Source organism: Pseudomonas sp. B22(2017) (assembly GCF_002113105.1).
GTDB classification, from domain to species: Bacteria; Pseudomonadota; Gammaproteobacteria; order Pseudomonadales; family Pseudomonadaceae; genus Aquipseudomonas; species Aquipseudomonas asiatica.
Window position 1 is genome coordinate 564427 of record NZ_NEJN01000003.1, and the last position, 16875, is coordinate 581301.

At 63.4% G+C, this 16875-nt stretch carries 15 protein-coding genes; 5 read left to right on the top strand and 10 right to left on the bottom strand.

The features are described 5' to 3' along the window. Positions 1 to 9 precede the first annotated feature (9 nt). Entirely contained in the window at positions 10 to 963 is a 954-nt protein-coding gene (locus tag CAG18_RS10215; protein WP_085720836.1) for an arsenic resistance protein, read from the top strand. Between the two features lie 23 nt (positions 964 to 986). Here the strand turns inward: CAG18_RS10215 and CAG18_RS10220 are convergent, their stop codons facing one another. The 9 genes from CAG18_RS10220 to CAG18_RS10260 form a co-directional block, all read right to left on the bottom strand. Beyond that, positions 987 to 1310, bottom strand: a complete 324-nt coding sequence (locus CAG18_RS10220) for a RidA family protein (protein ID WP_052329203.1) — start codon at positions 1308 to 1310, stop codon at positions 987 to 989. A 44-nt stretch (positions 1311 to 1354) separates the two neighbouring features. Next, positions 1355 to 2773: an aldehyde dehydrogenase family protein gene (locus CAG18_RS10225; RefSeq protein WP_015268888.1), complete on the bottom strand. Its 1419-nt coding sequence runs from the start codon at positions 2771 to 2773 to the stop codon at positions 1355 to 1357. 12 nt (positions 2774 to 2785) lie between these two features. Beyond that, positions 2786 to 3829: a homoserine dehydrogenase gene (locus CAG18_RS10230; RefSeq protein WP_054572298.1), complete on the bottom strand. Its 1044-nt coding sequence runs from the start codon at positions 3827 to 3829 to the stop codon at positions 2786 to 2788. Between the two features lie 209 nt (positions 3830 to 4038). After that, positions 4039 to 4476 carry an Lrp/AsnC family transcriptional regulator gene (locus tag CAG18_RS10235; RefSeq protein WP_015268886.1) on the bottom strand — a complete coding sequence of 146 codons (438 nt, stop codon included), beginning with the start codon at positions 4474 to 4476 and terminating at the stop codon, positions 4039 to 4041. Further along, complete coding sequence (locus tag CAG18_RS10240) at positions 4473 to 5861, bottom strand: threonine synthase (RefSeq protein WP_015268885.1); 1389 nt, start codon at positions 5859 to 5861, stop codon at positions 4473 to 4475. The genes CAG18_RS10235 and CAG18_RS10240 overlap by 4 nt, the downstream gene beginning before the upstream one ends. A gap of 23 nt (positions 5862 to 5884) precedes the next feature. Then, complete coding sequence (locus CAG18_RS10245; RefSeq protein WP_054572297.1) at positions 5885 to 6769, bottom strand: LysR substrate-binding domain-containing protein; 885 nt, start codon at positions 6767 to 6769, stop codon at positions 5885 to 5887. 37 nt (positions 6770 to 6806) lie between these two features. Continuing rightward, a complete protein-coding gene (locus CAG18_RS10250; RefSeq protein WP_085720837.1) occupies positions 6807 to 8255 on the bottom strand; it encodes an amino acid permease in 1449 nt (482 codons plus the stop codon). A 143-nt stretch (positions 8256 to 8398) separates the two neighbouring features. Further along, positions 8399 to 9670: a cystathionine gamma-synthase family protein gene (locus tag CAG18_RS10255; protein ID WP_085720838.1), complete on the bottom strand. Its 1272-nt coding sequence runs from the start codon at positions 9668 to 9670 to the stop codon at positions 8399 to 8401. A 169-nt stretch (positions 9671 to 9839) separates the two neighbouring features. Further along, positions 9840 to 10724 carry a homocysteine S-methyltransferase family protein gene (locus CAG18_RS10260; protein WP_170976289.1) on the bottom strand — a complete coding sequence of 295 codons (885 nt, stop codon included), beginning with the start codon at positions 10722 to 10724 and terminating at the stop codon, positions 9840 to 9842. Positions 10725 to 10842: 118 nt separating this feature from the next. Between CAG18_RS10260 and CAG18_RS10265 the strand changes: the two genes are divergently transcribed. Continuing rightward, complete coding sequence (locus tag CAG18_RS10265) at positions 10843 to 11664, top strand: ABC transporter substrate-binding protein (protein WP_003256303.1); 822 nt, start codon at positions 10843 to 10845, stop codon at positions 11662 to 11664. Then, positions 11661 to 12482, top strand: coding sequence for an amino acid ABC transporter permease (locus CAG18_RS10270; RefSeq protein WP_085720839.1), 822 nt, complete (start codon positions 11661 to 11663; stop codon positions 12480 to 12482). The genes CAG18_RS10265 and CAG18_RS10270 overlap by 4 nt, the downstream gene beginning before the upstream one ends. Before the next feature lie 156 nt (positions 12483 to 12638). Here the strand turns inward: CAG18_RS10270 and CAG18_RS10275 are convergent, their stop codons facing one another. Continuing rightward, a complete protein-coding gene (locus CAG18_RS10275) occupies positions 12639 to 13568 on the bottom strand; it encodes a malate dehydrogenase (RefSeq protein ID WP_023663598.1) in 930 nt (309 codons plus the stop codon). A 360-nt stretch (positions 13569 to 13928) separates the two neighbouring features. Here CAG18_RS10275 and CAG18_RS10280 point away from each other — a divergent pair, with 360 nt between their 5' ends. Both CAG18_RS10280 and CAG18_RS10285 read left to right on the top strand, forming a co-directional pair. Continuing rightward, positions 13929 to 15410 carry an ATP-binding protein gene (locus tag CAG18_RS10280; protein ID WP_235891283.1) on the top strand — a complete coding sequence of 494 codons (1482 nt, stop codon included), beginning with the start codon at positions 13929 to 13931 and terminating at the stop codon, positions 15408 to 15410. Further along, on the top strand, positions 15395 to 16744 hold the full coding sequence (locus tag CAG18_RS10285) for a sigma-54 dependent transcriptional regulator (RefSeq protein WP_085720840.1): 1350 nt from the start codon (positions 15395 to 15397) through the stop codon (positions 16742 to 16744). The genes CAG18_RS10280 and CAG18_RS10285 overlap by 16 nt, the downstream gene beginning before the upstream one ends. Positions 16745 to 16875 lie beyond the last annotated feature (131 nt).

Below are 16875 nucleotides of genomic sequence, written 5' to 3' on the forward strand. Positions count from 1 at the left end.
GGCCGGACCTTGACCAGAGAGCAACTCGAAACCCACCAGATCCCGATCTACTTCGCCGCCGTGCTGGCCGCCGTCGCCTTCGGAGTGCTGACCAGCGACACTGCGCGCCACATGGAAGTCCTGGTCACCCCTGCCATCGCCGTGCTGATGTACGCGATGTTCCTGCAGATCCCTTTCCTCGACCTGCGCCAAGGCCTGAGCAACCGCCGCTTCATCAGCGCCTTGCTACTGGCAAACTTCATTTTCGTGCCGCTGCTGGTATGGGCCATTACCCGTGGGCTGGTGGCACACCCGGCGATCCTCATCGGCGCGCTGCTGGTGTTGCTGACACCGTGCATCGATTACGTGGTGGTTTTCACCCACATCGGCAAAGGCGACTCCCGCCTGACCCTGGCTGCCACCCCTGTGCTGCTGTTGGTACAACTGGCAATGCTGCCGCTCTACCTGGCCCTGATGCTGGGTGACAACAGCAGCGTGGCCATCTCCATCACCCCGTTCGTGGAAGCCTTCGTGCTACTGATCGTGCTGCCGATGGCCCTCGCCGTACTCACCAGCGCCGGCGCCCGTCGCTCACGCACGGTCTCGACCTGGAACGACGCCTGGGCGTGGATGCCGGTACCGGCCATGGCTCTGGTGCTGGTGGTGGTCATCGCCTCGCAGATTGCCGTAGTACTGCGTGATTTCGACCGTTTGCTACCGGTGATTCCGGTGTACATCGGCTTCATGCTGCTGGCGCCAGTGCTCGGGTTCGTTGCGGCGCGCTTGCTGCGCTTGCCGGTGACCGAGGCACGCTCGGTAACCTTCAGCGCCGCCACGCGCAATTCGCTGGTAGTGCTGCCGCTGGCGCTGGCGTTGCCGGAAGACATGCGCGGTTTGGCGGCGGCAGCTGTGATTACGCAGACATTGGTGGAACTGCTAGGCGAACTGGCCTACGTAAAGGCGATACCCCGGTTTGTGCGCTGACCCGGGGCGTCAGCCGCTTTGGGTCAGGAGCGCTCAGGGCACACGGCAAACACCTGCACCTCGACCAGATACCCCTCTCCCAGGTCTGCGCCTACGCAAGCCCGTGGAGGTTTCGGATACCCCTTCAACCAGGCATCGTACACCTCATTGACCAGGTCGAAGTGGCTGTAGTCGGCGATCCATAACTGAACCCGGGTCAAATGCTCCTTGTCGACGTTGGCCTCTGCCATCAGCCCATCGATCGTACCCAACGCCTGGCGCAACTGGCCCTGTACATCCTGCTGCAGGTCGTCCGCAACCACGCCTGCCGTTTCGAACAGGCCCCTGTAGCAGACCGCCAGCGACATCCGCTCGCCTTGTCCATAACGTTCGATCATCAAGGTTCCCCCTCTCAACCCATCTGGTTGAGGCAGACGACTTTGGGCTGGGTCATGTCCTCGTAGGCGAACCGCACCCCCTCGCGGCCAAGGCTTCCATATTTCGAGCCACCGAATGGCATGGCATCGAAGCGGTAGTCGGACGAGTCGTTGATCATCACGCCGCCCGCCTCGATACGCCGTGCCAGGCTCAACGCCAAGGACAGGTCTCGGGTAAACACACCAGCGTGCAAGCTGTACTCCGGGGCATTGGCCAGCGCTATGGCCTGCTCGATCTCCTCGAAGGGCGCCAGCATCACCACCGGTGCGAACACCTCTTCACGCCACAGCCGGCTGGCGTGGTCAACACCTTCCAGCACCGTCGGCGAATAGGTAGCCCCCTGGCGCTTGTGACCACAGAGCAGGCGAGCGCCGCCTTGAAGGGCCTGGTTCACGCGCTCTTCAATCTGCCGGGCCGAGCCTTCGGTGATCATCGGCCCCATGTCGGTTTCGCGCAGGCCTGGATCACCTACCACCATGGCCTGGGTCAAGGCCACGAAGCGCTGGCGGAATGCCTCATAGATGGAAGCTTCCACCAGGATGCGCTGGGTGCCGATGCAGTTCTGCCCGGCTGCCCAGAACGCGCCAGATACACAAGACTCGACAGTGGCCTCGAGGTCGCAGTCCTTCAGTACAAGCACCGGGGCGTTGCCACCCAGGTCCATGGCCAGTTTTTTCAGGCCCGCCCCCCGGGCAATCTGTTCGCCTGTGGCGAAACCGCCGGTGAAGGAAATCATCCGCACTTCACGCACGGCCACCAGGGCCTTGCCCAGTTCGGCACCGCCAGTGGCCACGGTGACGACGGCCTCTGGCAGCCCCGCGTCGACCAGGTACTGCACCAGCTTCAAGGCAGAAAGCGGGGCCAGCTCCGAGGGTTTGAGAATGACCGCATTGCCCCCGGCAATCGCTGGCCCCAACTTGTGCGCCACCAGGTTGAGCGGGTCGTTGTACGGCGTGATGGCCAGGATCAGCCCCAGCGGCTCGCGTGTGAACCAGCCCTGACGCGATTCGGAGCCTTCGTAGGCATCGAACGGCACCACCTCGCCGGCATTGCGCCGCGCTTCCTCGGCAGACAGCTTGAGCGTGTTGATGCAGCGTTTCACCTCCTTCTCGGCCTGACGCAGGGTCTTGCCCGCTTCGTCGACAATCAGGCCGGCAAAATCGGCTGCATCGCGCTCAATCAGCCGGGCCGCCTGCTCCAGGATGCTGGCGCGACGGTGCCGAGGCAGCGCGGCACTTTCGTGCACGCCCTGCCGAGCACGCACGAGCAGACCTGGCACGGCATCGGCAGCAAGGTTGGCGACGCTGCCGACCAGGCTACCGTCGAACGGGCTGTAGACATCGATCAAGGCGGGTTGCTGGACGGCTACCCGGGACACGGAAGTCAGGCTCATGAAGGTTGCTCCTCAGGCCGAGCGGCCAGCAGTGTGGATGGCGACGATATCCGACAACAGGGCGAATGCCGTTTCGACACGCCCCGCACCCGGGCCGGACACGGTTACAGCGCCCAGCAATTCGGTGTTGAACGCAACCGCATTGGTGGCACCGGAAATACCCGCCAGAGGGTGGTTGCCGGGCAACAGGCGCGCTTCGACGCTGGCACGCACCGAACCATCGGTTTCACGGCTGGCACTGCCGATCAGTTTCCAGCGCTGGCCCGCCGCCTGCGCTTGCTGGATAGCAGCGCTATCGAGGCTGCTGATCCCGCTGCAGGTCACATCATTCACCTGCAAGCAAGCGCCGAGCAGCTCGTTGGCGAGGATCACCACTTTCAGGCGTACGTCATACCCCTCCACATCGGCGCTCGGGTCCGCCTCGGCATAGCCAAGTGCTTGCGCCTGGGCCACTGCATCGGCAAAACCGAGTCCCTCTTCCATGCGCGTCAGCACATAGTTGGAGGTGCCGTTGAGGATGCCCTCGAACCCCACCAGGCCTGCACCGGCCAACGTCTGGCGCGCCATGCGCAGCACCGGCGTACCGCTCATGACCGCGCCTTCGTACTCGAACGACACACCATTGGCCTTGGCCAGGGCCTTCAGCGCCGCAGCATGCAAGGCGATCGGCCCCTTGTTGGTAGTGACCACATGCTTGCCAGCTTCCAGCGCCCAACGGCAGAAGGTTGCCGCCGGCTCACCGTCCTTGGGGTTGGTGAATGTGGCCTCGGCGATGATGTCGGCACCGGACTGCTTGATCACCGATTCGTTGAACGCTTCAGCCGAACCTTGCGGGATCTGCGCCAGCGCCCCCTTCTGAGCAGGCAGTGCAGCGAGCGTGGCCGCATCCAGGCCGTTGCGGTCGATTGCCGACCCCAGGAACAGGTCGGTCACGCCAACGATCTTCAGGCCAAAGCCCAGCTCTTGCTGCCAGCGCGCATTGCGTTCGGCGATCAGTTGGGCCAGGGCACGGTTCACACCGCCAAAGCCAACAAGTGCAATTTTGTATTCGGTCATGGTTCGCTGTCCTTTCCAGGCGGTTGGTCGATGGGGACAAGCGTAAGAGCCGTGCAATGCCAGTTGAATATGGCAATCCGCTGTATTTACTGGCCAATCTGACCAGTAGCCGATGCACGCCTGAGCGCCGCCGGAATGCAAAACGCCGCCAGGGCGCAAACCCGGGCGGCGTTGTTGTAGCGAGGGTTACCAAACGGCAAGCGCGCGTCTCAGATCACCGTGGCCAGGACGAACGATGTCACGGTGTTCTCGACCCCAGGCATGGCGGCAATCTCCTTCCATACATGGTGCACCCGTTCCGGGCTGGAAGCCTCGACGCGCAGCAGCAGGTCGAATTCGCCGCTGAGCACTTCACACTGGATCACCTCGGGGATCTGGCGCAATGCATCGAGCACAGCCTCTCCGCGCATGCGGTCGTAGCGGTAGACGAAGATGACCGCGTTGATCAGCGAGGTCGGTCGTCGCCCCTCACCGATACGCAGGGTATAGCCCTGGATGGCCCCGTCACGCTCCAGGCGCTCGATGCGCTGGCGTACCGCATTACGCGAAAGGTTCACCTTGAGCCCCAGTTCGGCATGGGCAATGCGTGCATTGGCGGTGAGCTCGGCGAGAATACGCTCGTCCAGGGGGTCGAGGATGCGCTTCATCGTCCTGCCTGCAACCGGGCCAGTATTTCATGAACCCCCGCCAGGTCCTCTGGCGCCAGCAGCGGCCCAACGCCTGCGCTGCCAACACCACAGGCCGGCACCTCGCCATGCCAGGCCCCAAGCTCCGCCAGCAACCCGGCAGACTTTTCCGGGGCAAACTGGCCCAGCGTGACGATCGGCGCACCAATGTTGCGCCGGTGCAGGCGCCCGGCGAATGCCCCGGTGGCAGCGTGTGGGTCTACTGCGCAGCCGGTTTCCTGGAACAGCGTGACGATTTCTTCGCGAATCAGCGCGTCATCCACGGCATAGGAGTCGAACAGCATGCGCGCGTGCAGCCACTGGCGGTTGCCGATGCTCAACTCGCCACAATCCTCGAAATGCTCCATCAGTGCCCGGGTCGCCCCACCATCGCGGTCATACAGCTCCCAGACGAAACGTTCCAGGTTGGAGAACAGCGAAAAGTCCATGACCGGCGACAAGGTCTGGCTGGTGGAGCCACGGCTGTAGCGATTGCAGTGGATGAACCGGTGCAAGGCATCGTTGCGGTTGGTGGAAACAATGATCTGGTTGATCGGCAGGCCCATTTTCTGGGCAATGAACCCCGCGTAGATCTCGGCAAAACTGGCCGTGGGGATGCTGAAACCCACCGGCCGAATCCCCCCACCCAGCTGAAGCGCCGCGTGGAAATAGAACACGATCTGCGCCAGCACGCCGACCCAGTTGGTCGAGTTGAAGCTCACGGGAATCAGCCCGGGGCACGGCCATGCACGCAGCAGCGCCGACACCAGTGACTGGCAGTCATCGAAGCTGCCGTCCACGGCCACGCAGCTCACGCTTTCGGAAGCGGCACTGCGCATCACCGCCGCCCGGTCGGCCGGTGTCCCGGCACTGGGGTAAAGCGCCAGCAAGCGTGCCGTAGGGCAATGCCGCAAGGCTTCGATAGCGGCCACCGCCGTATCGCCGTTGCTGGCACCGACCAGCATGACCCGTTCGCAATCGGGGCCCAGGAAATGGCGGATGAGCCGCGCCTGCAATTGCGCGGCGAAATCCTTGGAGGAACGGGTAGGCCCGTGAAACAGCTGCAGGATCCATTCGTTATGGCCAATCTGCTGCAACGGTGCGATGCCACGGTGCTTGAAGCCGCGGTAGCTGTCGCTTACCAGCGCTCTCAGGGTCGGCTCATCGAGCGTGTCGCCGACAAACGGCGCCATTACCCGCCAGGCCAGTTCGTCGAACGGCAACCACGACCAGCTGGCAATATCCTGCTGGCTGAACGTCGGCACCGCAGTCGGCACGTAAAGCCCGCCATCGTCGGCCAGCCCGGAAAGCAGCGCCGTGCGGAAATCAACCCGTGTCTCGTTGCCGCGCGTGGATGTGTACTGCATCGGTGCTCCAGGTAAATATTTGATTAACGGTGGGCCATCGCCACCAACCAGTGGCTGAAGGCTTGGGCATCCGTGGACAACGCCTCAGCCAGGCCACGTACCAGGTAAAACGACTCGCTCGCCTCGATGCGCTGCGCAAAAGGCGCCACCAGCCGCCCCTCCTGCAGCAAGTCCTCGACCAGCGACGAGCGCGCCAGTGCCACCCCAAGCCCCAGTTCCGCCATGCGCAAGGTCGCCACCAGGGTGTCGAACTGCAGGCCGCTGGAAGAATCGACCTGATCGGCGCCTACCCGCTCCAGCCAATAACCCCACCCCTCCTCGTAACCCAGCACATGCAGCAACGGGACGCGGGCCAGGTCGCGCGGCTCGCGCAGCGGGGAGCCGGCAATCAGCGCAGGGGAGCAGACTGGCACCAGCAGGTCGCGGGTCAGGCGCTGCGCTTCCACGCCAGCCCACTGGCCGCTGCCCCAGCGGATTTCCAGGTCATCCTCTGCATCCAGTTCCTTGACCCACAGGTTGCTGATGTAGCGGATGTCCACCTGCGGGTGCGAACGGCGAAAATCGGCCAGGCGGGGCGCCAGCCAGAAATGCAGGAACGACAGGCTGCCGCGCACTTTCAGGGGCCGACGCTGGCGTTGCCCGAAAATTTCATTGGTGCCTACCGCCAGGCGGCTTATCGCATCCTGCACCACCGGCAGGTAGGACTGGCCTTCTTCGGTCAACCCCAGCCCCCGGGGCAGGCGCTTGAACAGCGCCACTCCCAACTGGCTCTCCAGGTGGCGGATCTGCTGGCTCACGGCCCCTTGGGTGAGGTGCAGTTCCTCGGCTGCATGGGTGAAGTTCAGGTAACGCGCCGACACTTCGAAGGCTCTGAGCCAGTTCAAGGGGGGCAGGGTTTTCTGGGTCATCGGCGGTTTCTCGTGGCAACGTTCCGGTGCCCTAGTATCACCCTGCTCTGGCGGCCTCGGAACCTGTTGCCAAGGCTTCCGGTTGCAGCGGGCGACGGTCGCGGTACTTGCGGGTCAGCCAGTAGGCCAGGTAACACCAGGCGATAAATGGAAGACCAAAGTACAGGGCCACGCGCTGTGCCGGGTCGAAGGCAATGCCGACGCAGGCCAGCACGCAGCAGAAGATGGCCGCCAGCGGCACGAACGGGTAGCCGCGCACGCGGAACTTGAGGTCTTCGAGCTTGCCGCCATTGGCGATGTAATGGCGACGGAATGCCATCTGGCTGGCCGCGATGCTGATCCACACCACCACCACCGCCAACCCGGAAATGGACACCAGCGCCAGGTAGATGGTGTCGGGGGCAAACACACTGCTCAGCAGCGATGCCATGCCACCGGCCATGCTCAGGACGATGGCATTGAACGGCGTGCCACGACGCGACAGCGCCGCGTACCGGCGGGGCATGTTGCCTTGGTCGCTGAGGGTCCACAGCATGCGCGCCGCAGCATAGAGCCCGGAATTGGCTGCCGACAGCAACGCAGTGATGATGACGAAGTTCATGATGTCTGCGGCATAGGGGATACCGATCATGGCAAACACCATCACGAACGGGCTTTCAACCAACCCTGCCTGTTCACGTGGCAACAAGGTTGCCAGCACGAAGATGGTACCGACGAAGAACAGTGCCAGGCGCAGGACCGTGGTACGGATGGCCTTGGGTACGTTCTTTTCCGGGTCGCGGGTTTCGCCGGCGGCGATGCCGATCAACTCGGTACCCGAGAACGCGAAGGCCACCGCCAGCAGGGTCATGGCGATCGACCAGAAGCCCGTAGGGAACAGCCCCTCGCGGGTGAAGTTGCCCAGCCCGACACTGTGCGCCTGGGTAATTTCGAAAACGCCCAGGATCGCGCCGCCGCCCACCACCAGGAAGGCGATAACCGCCAGCACCTTGATCAGTGACAACCAGAATTCGGTTTCGGCAAACGACCGCACCGAAATGATATTGCTGATGAACACCGCAAGCCCGAACAGCGCACTCCATATCCACACCGGCGTATCGGGGAACCAGCGCACCATCAGGATACCGGCGGCGGTGAATTCCGAGCCGATGGCCACGGTCCAGGTCAGCCAGTACATCCAGGCCACCATGTAGCCTGTTCCCGGCCCGAGGTAGCGCGTGGCGTAACTGCTGAACGAGCCGACTTCCGGCATGTGTACCGCCAGTTCGCCCAGGCACATCATCACCAGGTAGACCATGATCGCGCCGAGGATATAGGCGATGACCGCCCCCAGCGGGCCCGCCTGGTTGACTGTGTAGCCCGACGTCAGGAACAGGCCGGTACCGATGACACCGCCCAGCGCCAGCATGACGATATGGCGGGTTTGCATATCCTGCTTGAAGCTATGCGCCGAAGCATTTCTCGTTGTCGTTGTCTGCAGGGACATTGTGGTTTACTCATGAAAGTTGGCGGGCAAGGACGTTGCAACGACCTCGTCTTGGCAGAGCGAAGCGAATTGCCTTGCATATTGTTTTTGTTCGACTTCATGAAGTGGCACCCACCGCAAGGAGCGGGTGCTACACGCCTGCCTCAGGCCTGTGCTTCGGCCAGGCAGGCGTCTTCGTCACCGTGCAATTCCTTTGCTGCGGCCAACTCCTGGCGCACCGATGCACAGGCCTGTGCCAGGTCTGCCAGCAGGTCCTCGGTGTCCTCGATGCCCACCGAAATGCGCACCAGCCCTTCGGAAATGCCCAGGGCCAGCCGTTCTTCGAGGGTGTTTTCCACATGGCTGGTGGTACGCGCCGGGCCGTAGATGGTTTCTACCGCGCCCAGGTTGCCCGCCCGATGGGCGTACTTCAGGCGCGGCAGCAGCCGCGCTACGGTGGGCATGCCACCTTTGAGCACGAAGCTGACAATGGCGCCGAAGCCACGCATCTGCGCCTTGGCAATCGCATGGCCCGGATGCTGGGGCAACCCCGGGTAGTTGACCGCTTCGACCAGCGGTTCGGTAGTCAGGTAATGCGTCAGGGCCTGGGCACTGGCCTGTTGCTGACGCAGGCGCAGGGCCAGGGTCTTGATACCGCGGATGATCAGGTAGGCGGAAAACGGGTCCAGCGCCGCACCGTTGATCTCGCGGTAGTGGCGCACCTGGGCCATCAACGACTCGGCACCGCACACCACCCCGCCCAGTACATCACCGTGCCCGGACAGGAATTTGGTGGCACTGTGCACCACTACATCCACGCCCAGGGCCAGCGGGTTCTGGTTAAGCGGGGTGGCGAAGGTGTTGTCGGCCACCACCACGGCGCCAACCTTCCGGGCGGCAGCGCTCAGGCGCTGGATGTCCAGTACCTTGAGGGTGGGGTTGGTAGGGGTTTCCAGATACAGCAGGTCGCAACCCGCGGCGATCTCGCGCTCCAGTGCTTCGGTGTCGAGGGTGTCGCACAGGCAGACCTGCACACCCATGCGCGGCAGGAACTCTTCGAAGATCTTGTTGGTACCGCCGTAACTGTCACGGGTCGACACCACACGCTTGCCGCTTGAGAGGAAGGTATGCAGCACGGCACTGATGGCAGCCATGCCGCTGCTGAATGCCACCGCCGACTCGGACTGTTCCAGCTCGCAGAGCTTGCCTTCCAGGGTAGCGACTGTCGGGTTGCTCATGCGGCTGTAGATGTAGCCGGGCAGCTTGCCCTGCGCCACGTCGTACCAGGCATCGATGTCGTTGTAGCCGTAGGCGGCACTGACCACGATCGGGGTCTGGGTAGCGTTGTACGGATGCTGAACCTGCTCCCCGCTCCACACCACACGCGTACCGATACCGGCCGCTGCATTGCCCTCGAATTTCTCGTTCTTGTTCATATCCGGTTCCCGCACCGCTGAGTTGTGTACACCGATTCGGCATCGGCTTTCAGCGGACTATAGGGGCATGGCGGGGGGACTGAAAAACGATGGAATCCGGGTCTGAGTAACGTTTTTTTTAATGGCTGGGGCCGAGCGGGTGCGGAAGCCGCCCTGCCCCTTCAAGGCTTTACGCCAGGTTGCGTTTCAGCTCGGCGATATGCTCCGGGCCAATGCCACAGCAGCCACCGATCATGCTGGCACCCCGTTCACGCCAATCGTTGGCCCATGCCAGGTAACCCGGCGGGTCAAGGTCTTCGCGCAGCTCATCCAGGCCGTCGTTGGCGGTGGCTTCCTTCGGCTGCGGCGGGAAGGCGTTGGCATAGGCGCCAATGGCGATGTCGGCGTTGTGTCGCTCGATTACCGAGCGCGCTACATCCAGTGCAGCGCCAATGACCTCGGGCTGGCTGCAGTTGAACAGCACGGCCGCCGCGCCCAGGCCGACCACGGCTTCGATGGCATCGGCCACCGGCTCGCCGGAACGCAGGCGTGGCACCTCGTCGACCTCTTCGTCCTGCAGGGTGAACGACACCCAGAACGGCCTGCCGTCTGCCGGCAATTGGCCGTGGATGGCTCGCACCTCGGCAACCGAGCTCTGGGTTTCGGCCAGCCACAAGTCAACATGCGGGGCCAGGCCCTGCAGCAACGGGGCCAGCACCTCCTCGACGCGCTCGGGCTGGAACAGGTCCGGGCGATAGGAGCCGAACAGCGGCGGCAGCGAGCCCGCCACCTTGACCGGGTGCGCTGCGGTATCGGCGGCATGCCGCGCCAGCTGGCCTGCGATATTGGCCAGTTGTCGCCCTTCCTTTGCAAAACGCTCTTCGCCGATGTGGAACGGCACCACCGCATAGCTATTGCTGGTAATGACCTGGGCACCGGCAGCGATGAACGCTGCGTGCACACCAACCACCGCTTCCGGCGCCTCGCTCAGCGCCAGCGCCGACCACTCGGGCTGACGAAACGGCGCCCCACTGCGCTGCAGCTCACGGCCCATGCCACCGTCGAGAATTACCATCGCTCGCTGTTTCATATAACTACTCTAAAGGTGCTTATGAATAAAATTCATTATGTAGGTGACATTTATAACTATTAAATACCGCTTCCTATAATTGGCCAACATTTCAGGTATGTCCATGCGATTTTCAACTGTGCTCGGTGCGGGCCTTGTGCTGCTCGCAACTGCTTCCCAGGCCTTTGCCGGTGCCACGCTGGAGCGGGTTGAATCGCGCAAGGAACTGGTCAACGTTTTGATGGAAAGCTACCCACCGTTTTCCTTCCTCAATGACCAGAACCAGCTGGACGGTTTCGACGTGGATGTGGCCAAGGCAGTGGCGGACAAGCTCGGCGTCAAGCTGCGGCTGGAAACCCCTTCGTGGGACGTGATCGCCGCAGGCCGCTGGAGCGGCCGCTACGACATCTGCATCTGCTCGATGACCCCGAGCAAGGCCCGCGCCGAAGTGTTCGACTTCCCGGTGGAGTACTACGCATCGCCTGCGGTGATCGTGGTCAACGCCAAGGATGAGCGCATCCATGGCGCCAAGGACCTGGAAGGCCGCAAGGTAGGCCTGACCAGTGCATCGAGCTACGAGAGCTACCTGAACAAGAACCTGGTGATCGAAGGCGACGAAGACAAGAAGATCGAATACCCCTTCGATTTCGTGCAAATCGCGCCTTACGACACCGACAACGTCGCCTTCCAGGACCTTGGCCTGGGCGCCGGCGTACGCCTGGACGCCATCCTCACCAACCTGGTGACCGCGCAGCCGCGCCTGGACCAGGACAAGCGCTTCAAGCTGGCAGGTGCCCCGCTGTATGAAGAGCCGAACTCGGTGGCCATCGAGAAGGGCGACCCCGAGTGGGATGCCAAGGTGCGCCAGGTGTTTGCCGAGTTGAAGGCTGACGGCACCCTGGCCAAGCTGTCGCAGAAATGGATTGGCGCCGATATCAGCAAATGAGCACCTTCCCCTCCTCCCCCAAGCCCGTGGTCAAGCCCACGGGTGCCGGCCTGTTCGACTTTCGCACCCGGCTGCTGCTGACCTGGCTGGCGCTGTTTGGCCTGTTCGTCGCGTTTTTCCTCAGTTTCGATCTGAAGTTCTCGATCATCCTGGAGAAGTTTCCGAACCTCGCCGGTTTCAAGCTGGGGCCCAACGGCTTTCTGCAAGGCGCGGCACTGACCCTGTTCCTGTGCCTGTGCTCGATGCTGGTGTCGGTACTGTTCGGCTTCGCCGCCGCGCTGGCGCGGTTGTCGAACAGCGCGGTGCTGGTGGGTGTCGCCAGCTTCTACACCTCGTTCTTCCGCGGCACCCCCCTGCTGATCCAGATTCTGCTGATCTACCTGGGGCTGCCACAGCTGGGCCTGGTACCGGGCGCCATCAGCGCCGGCATCATCGCCTTGTCGCTGAACTACGGGGCCTACCTGAGCGAAATCTTCCGCGCCGGCATCCTCGGCGTCGCGCGCGGGCAACGTGAAGCGGCACTGGCGCTGGGCATGCGCACGCCGCAGATCTTCTGGCATATCGTCCTGCCCCAGGCCATGCGGGTGATCATTCCGCCTACGGCCAACCAGTTCATCTCGATGCTGAAGGATTCATCGCTGATATCGGTGATGGGGGTATGGGAGGTGATGTTCCTGGCGCAGTCGTACGGGCGGTCGAGCTATCGATACCTGGAGATGCTGACCACGGCGGCGGTGATCTACTGGGTGCTGTCGATCCTGCTCGAGCTGGTGCAGGCGCGGCTGGAGCGGCATTTTGGCAAGGCTTACCAGCGCTAGGGGCCAGGCTGGGTTGGCAGCCCCCCCTTATTGAACTGCACGTAAACTCATTGAATTAGCAGGGACACTGTGGGAGCGGCTTTAGCCGCGAACACCGGCGCAGCCGGTGCCATGCACCGCGTTGGATTCTTCGCGGCTAAAGCCACTCCCACAGCGTTACAGCGCCTTCATTTCAGCAATATCCCGCGCCACCTGATCAGCCGATTGGTCAAACATCGCCTGCTCCTGCGCATCCAGCGGCAACTCGATCACCCGCGCCAGCCCCTCCTCTGCCAGTACGCAGGGCACACCCATGGCAATATCCGTGCGCCCGTACTCGCCTTCCAGGATCGCCACCGCCGGCAAGATGCGATTTCGCCCGTTGGCGATCGCATCGACCATCTGCGCAATCGCCACGCCCGGCGCATCGCAGGCGCTGCCCAGCTTCTTCAGCCCCAGGATCTCGCCACCACCCTTGCGGGTGCGCTCGACGATCTGCTCGATCTGCTCACTGGACAGGAAGTGCGACAACGGCACCGAACCGATCTGGCAGTAGCGCATCAGCGGCACCATGCTGTCGCCATGCCCGCCCAGGACCAGCGCCGTGATATCCCGGGCAGAGAACCCGGTCTGCTCGGCGATGAAACACTTCATGCGTGCGGTATCCAGCACCCCCGCCTGGCCGAACACCTTGGTGCGCCCTAGCCCGCTCAAGCTCCAGGCGCGATAGGTGAGCACATCGACCGGGTTCGATACCACCAGCACCGTCGCAGTTGGTGCATGCAGCTTGATGTCGGCCATGATGCCGTCGAGGATTGGCAGGTTGATACTCAGTACATCCTGACGCGACTGCCCCGGCTTGCGCGGCACGCCTGCGGTGATGACCACCAGTTCAGAGCCGTCCAGCATTTCAGCCTTGGCCCCGCCGTGAACCCGGGTATCGGAACCCGACTCGACTGCCGCCTGCCACACATCCAGCGCCTTGCCTTGCGCCATCTCGCCCTGCACATCCATCAACACCAGCTCACGGCACAACTCTTCCCGAGCGATGATCTGCGCCGCCGCCTCGCCGACCATGCCGGCACCCACGATTGTCAGTTTGTTCACACGACACCTCCCAGCGGCGCGCGCCACCAGGAACACGCCTGCAATACAGAGAAGTATTGCCTGCTGAGGCGAAAAGACCACTCAAAGGCAAATGGAAGCGGTACGCGTACCCCGTGGGAGCGGCTTTAACCGCGAAGAATCCAACGCGTTGCCTGGCACCGGCTGCGCCGGTATTCGCGGCTAAAGCCGCTCCCACAAGGACCGCGCCACCTTCGAGTGCAGTGCAGTACCTGTGGGAGCGGCTTTAGCCGCGAAGAGGCCGGTGCAGGCTGGCCTAGAACTCGAAGGTACTGGACAAGCTCACCTGCCGCGCATCGCCAATGGCCACAAAGTACTGGTTCACCGCCAAGCGCCCACAGAGTGACTGCTAATTCAACCGACCCTGTCCTTGCACGGCGATTTTCCATCTGGCAAGGTTGCCAGCAGAACGCCCACCGACTGACCAGCGGTGCCCCACATCCAAGGAAACCTGACCTGTCACTGCAACCCTCCGTTCGCCGTGATCTGCTGATTCTGTGGCTTTCCATTGCCGCAGTTGCGCTTGTGCTGGGATGGCTGCTGCTGATAATCAGCCGCCAAGGCGCCGGCCCTCAGATTGCGCAGGCGCGCCAACTCACCTCGACCAGTTGCCAGGCGCTCCAGGCGGGTGCGGCACGGGTTCGCCAGCAGCTCCCGCCTGCACAAGACCACCCTGATCTCATGCCCCCTGCTGCCGCACAGGCAGTGCTGGATTTGGCACTGCGCGATCAGCCGGGCATGGAGGGCGGCTTCTGGCGAGCGGATGCGGGAGTGGTGGCCTACGCCTTCCCAACCTACGACGGCACGGGAATCAAACGCGACCCGCCGAGCGCCGAGTTGCAGCGCATTGCCTCCACGGCCCAGCGTGCGCAGGATTCTGCAGGCCTGGTGGCGGATGTGCGACCGGGCTTACGCGAAGCCGTGGCTTTCGCCGCCTGCCCCGTTCAGGCCTATGACCGACAGCTGATCGCCTGGACCCTGATGCGCGTTCCGCTTTTGGCCACAGAAACAGTCAATACCTTGATACTCGCGGTAAGCCTGCTGCTGGCGCTGGTCGTTGTCTCCGGGGCATGGCTGGGCTGGATGATTTCGCGTTGGCAGCGCCAGTCGGCGCATTTGCGAAAGCAACTGGCCCAGTCCGAACGCCTGGCCACGCTGGGGCGCGTTTCCGCCGGGCTTGCACACGAGATCCGCAACCCGCTGGGCACGATGCGCATGAAGGTGGAAAACGCGATGGCTGCCCCGGCTGACCGGCGCGAAGCACGTGTGGTTGGTGCCCTGGAGGCCGTACTTTCGCAAACGGCACGGCTGGAGACGCTGGTGTCGAGCCTGTTGGCATTGACGCAACCTTTCCGCGCCGAGCGCAAGGCAGTTGACCTGCAGGAATGGCTGGAGGAGCGGCGTAATGCCCACGCCGAAGCAGCGCAAAAGAAAGGCGTACGAATAACACTGGCCGTTGAACCGGAGCTGACCGCTAGCGCGAAGCAAGTTGCGCTGTTCGACCCGACACAAATGGCGCGGGTCTTTGACAACCTGCTGCTCAATGCGCTGGCGCACACGGAAGAACGCGGTGAAATCGAGCTCGGTGCGCATCGCACGCACCGCGGCACATTGCTGTTGTGGGTGGCGGACGATGGTTCCGGCATTCCGCATGACCTGCGCGATACACTGTTCGAACCGTTCTCCACCAACCGCGCTGGAGGTACCGGCCTGGGGCTGGCGCTGGTGCGCGAGATCGTGCAGGGTCACGGCGGGCGGGTCGGTCTCGCCGAGTCGGCCAAAGGAACGCGCATAGAGATGGAGCTACCGTGGCCCGAATCCTGATCGTCGACGATGACGCCGCATTCCGCGACAGCCTTGCAGAAATGCTGCAAGACCTGGGGTATGCGGTGCTGCAGGCTGAAACCACCGATGCAGGCCTGCACCGGCTGCGCACCGAGGACGTGGATGCGGCCATCGTCGATCTGCGGCTGCCGGGCGAGGATGGCCTGGTGTTCCTGCGCCGCGCGGCGCGCATCTCGCAGGTGCCTTGCATCATGCTCACCGCCTATGCGAGTGGCGGCAACACCATCGAGGCGATGAGCCTGGGCGCGTTCGACCACCTGACCAAGCCCGTGACCAGGGCCGCCCTGATCGAGACGCTCGAACGGGCCCTGCGATGGGCAGCCAACACCCCAGACACCCCCCAGGCGGCCGGGGCATCACCTGCCGCACAAGAGCCCGTGGATGGCACCGAACTGGTCAGCAGCAGCGAGGCCATGCGCCAGGTCTTCAAGCGTATCGGGCTGGCCGCGAACTCCGATGCCACTGCGTTGATCCTGGGCGAGACGGGCACAGGCAAGGAACTGGTCGCGCGTGCCTTGCATCGCAACAGCGGGCGAGCCACCGGCCCCTTCGTCGCCGTCAACTGCGCGGCGATCCCGGCCGAACTGATGGAAAGCGAGCTGTTCGGTCATGTCAAAGGCGCGTTCACCGGTGCCATCAATGAACGCACCGGGCGCTTTCGCGAGGCCGATGGCGGCACCCTGTTCCTCGACGAAATAGGCGATATGCCGCTGGCCACGCAGGCGAAGATCCTGCGGGTGCTGCAGGAACGCGAAATCACCCCCGTGGGCGCCAATCGTGCCCAGCCGGTGAACGTGCGCATCATCGTGGCCACCCACCGAGACCTGCCCAGCGCAGTCAAGGAGGGGCGCTTCCGGGAAGACCTGTGGTACCGCCTGCAGGTAGTACCACTGTGGCTGCCGCCGCTGCGTGAGCGCCTGGGCGACGTGCTGCTGCTGGCCGAACACTTCCTACGCCTGCTGGGCGGCGACTCGCCCAAGCGGTTGAGCGCGGCGGCAGCCAGGCTGCTGCTGGCCCATTCCTGGCCGGGCAACGTGCGCGAACTGCGCAATGCCATGGAGCGCGCGGCCATCCTCAGCCACGGCCCGGTCATCGAGGCCGAACACATCGGGTTGCAGACGGCGGCGCCGCCCACCCCGGGCCTGGACATCGACTGGGAAGGCCCAATGGCACAGGCCGTTGCCCAGCTGGAGCGCGAAATGATCGTGCGCGCCCTGGCTGCGACGGCGGGCAACCGCGCAGAGGCGGCGCGGCGCCTCGGTCTGTCCCGCCAGCAGCTCTACCGCAAGCTGGCCGAGTTCGATCTGGACTAACCCCTTCGCCCGCAAAGGGGGTGTCCGATTCCGTGACACCTTAGCGTCACGGAATCGGACGGCACATCACTCCTATCAATCATAACTGATTGATTTAATTAGTAATTTTATCTGGCATGGTGTTTGCGCTA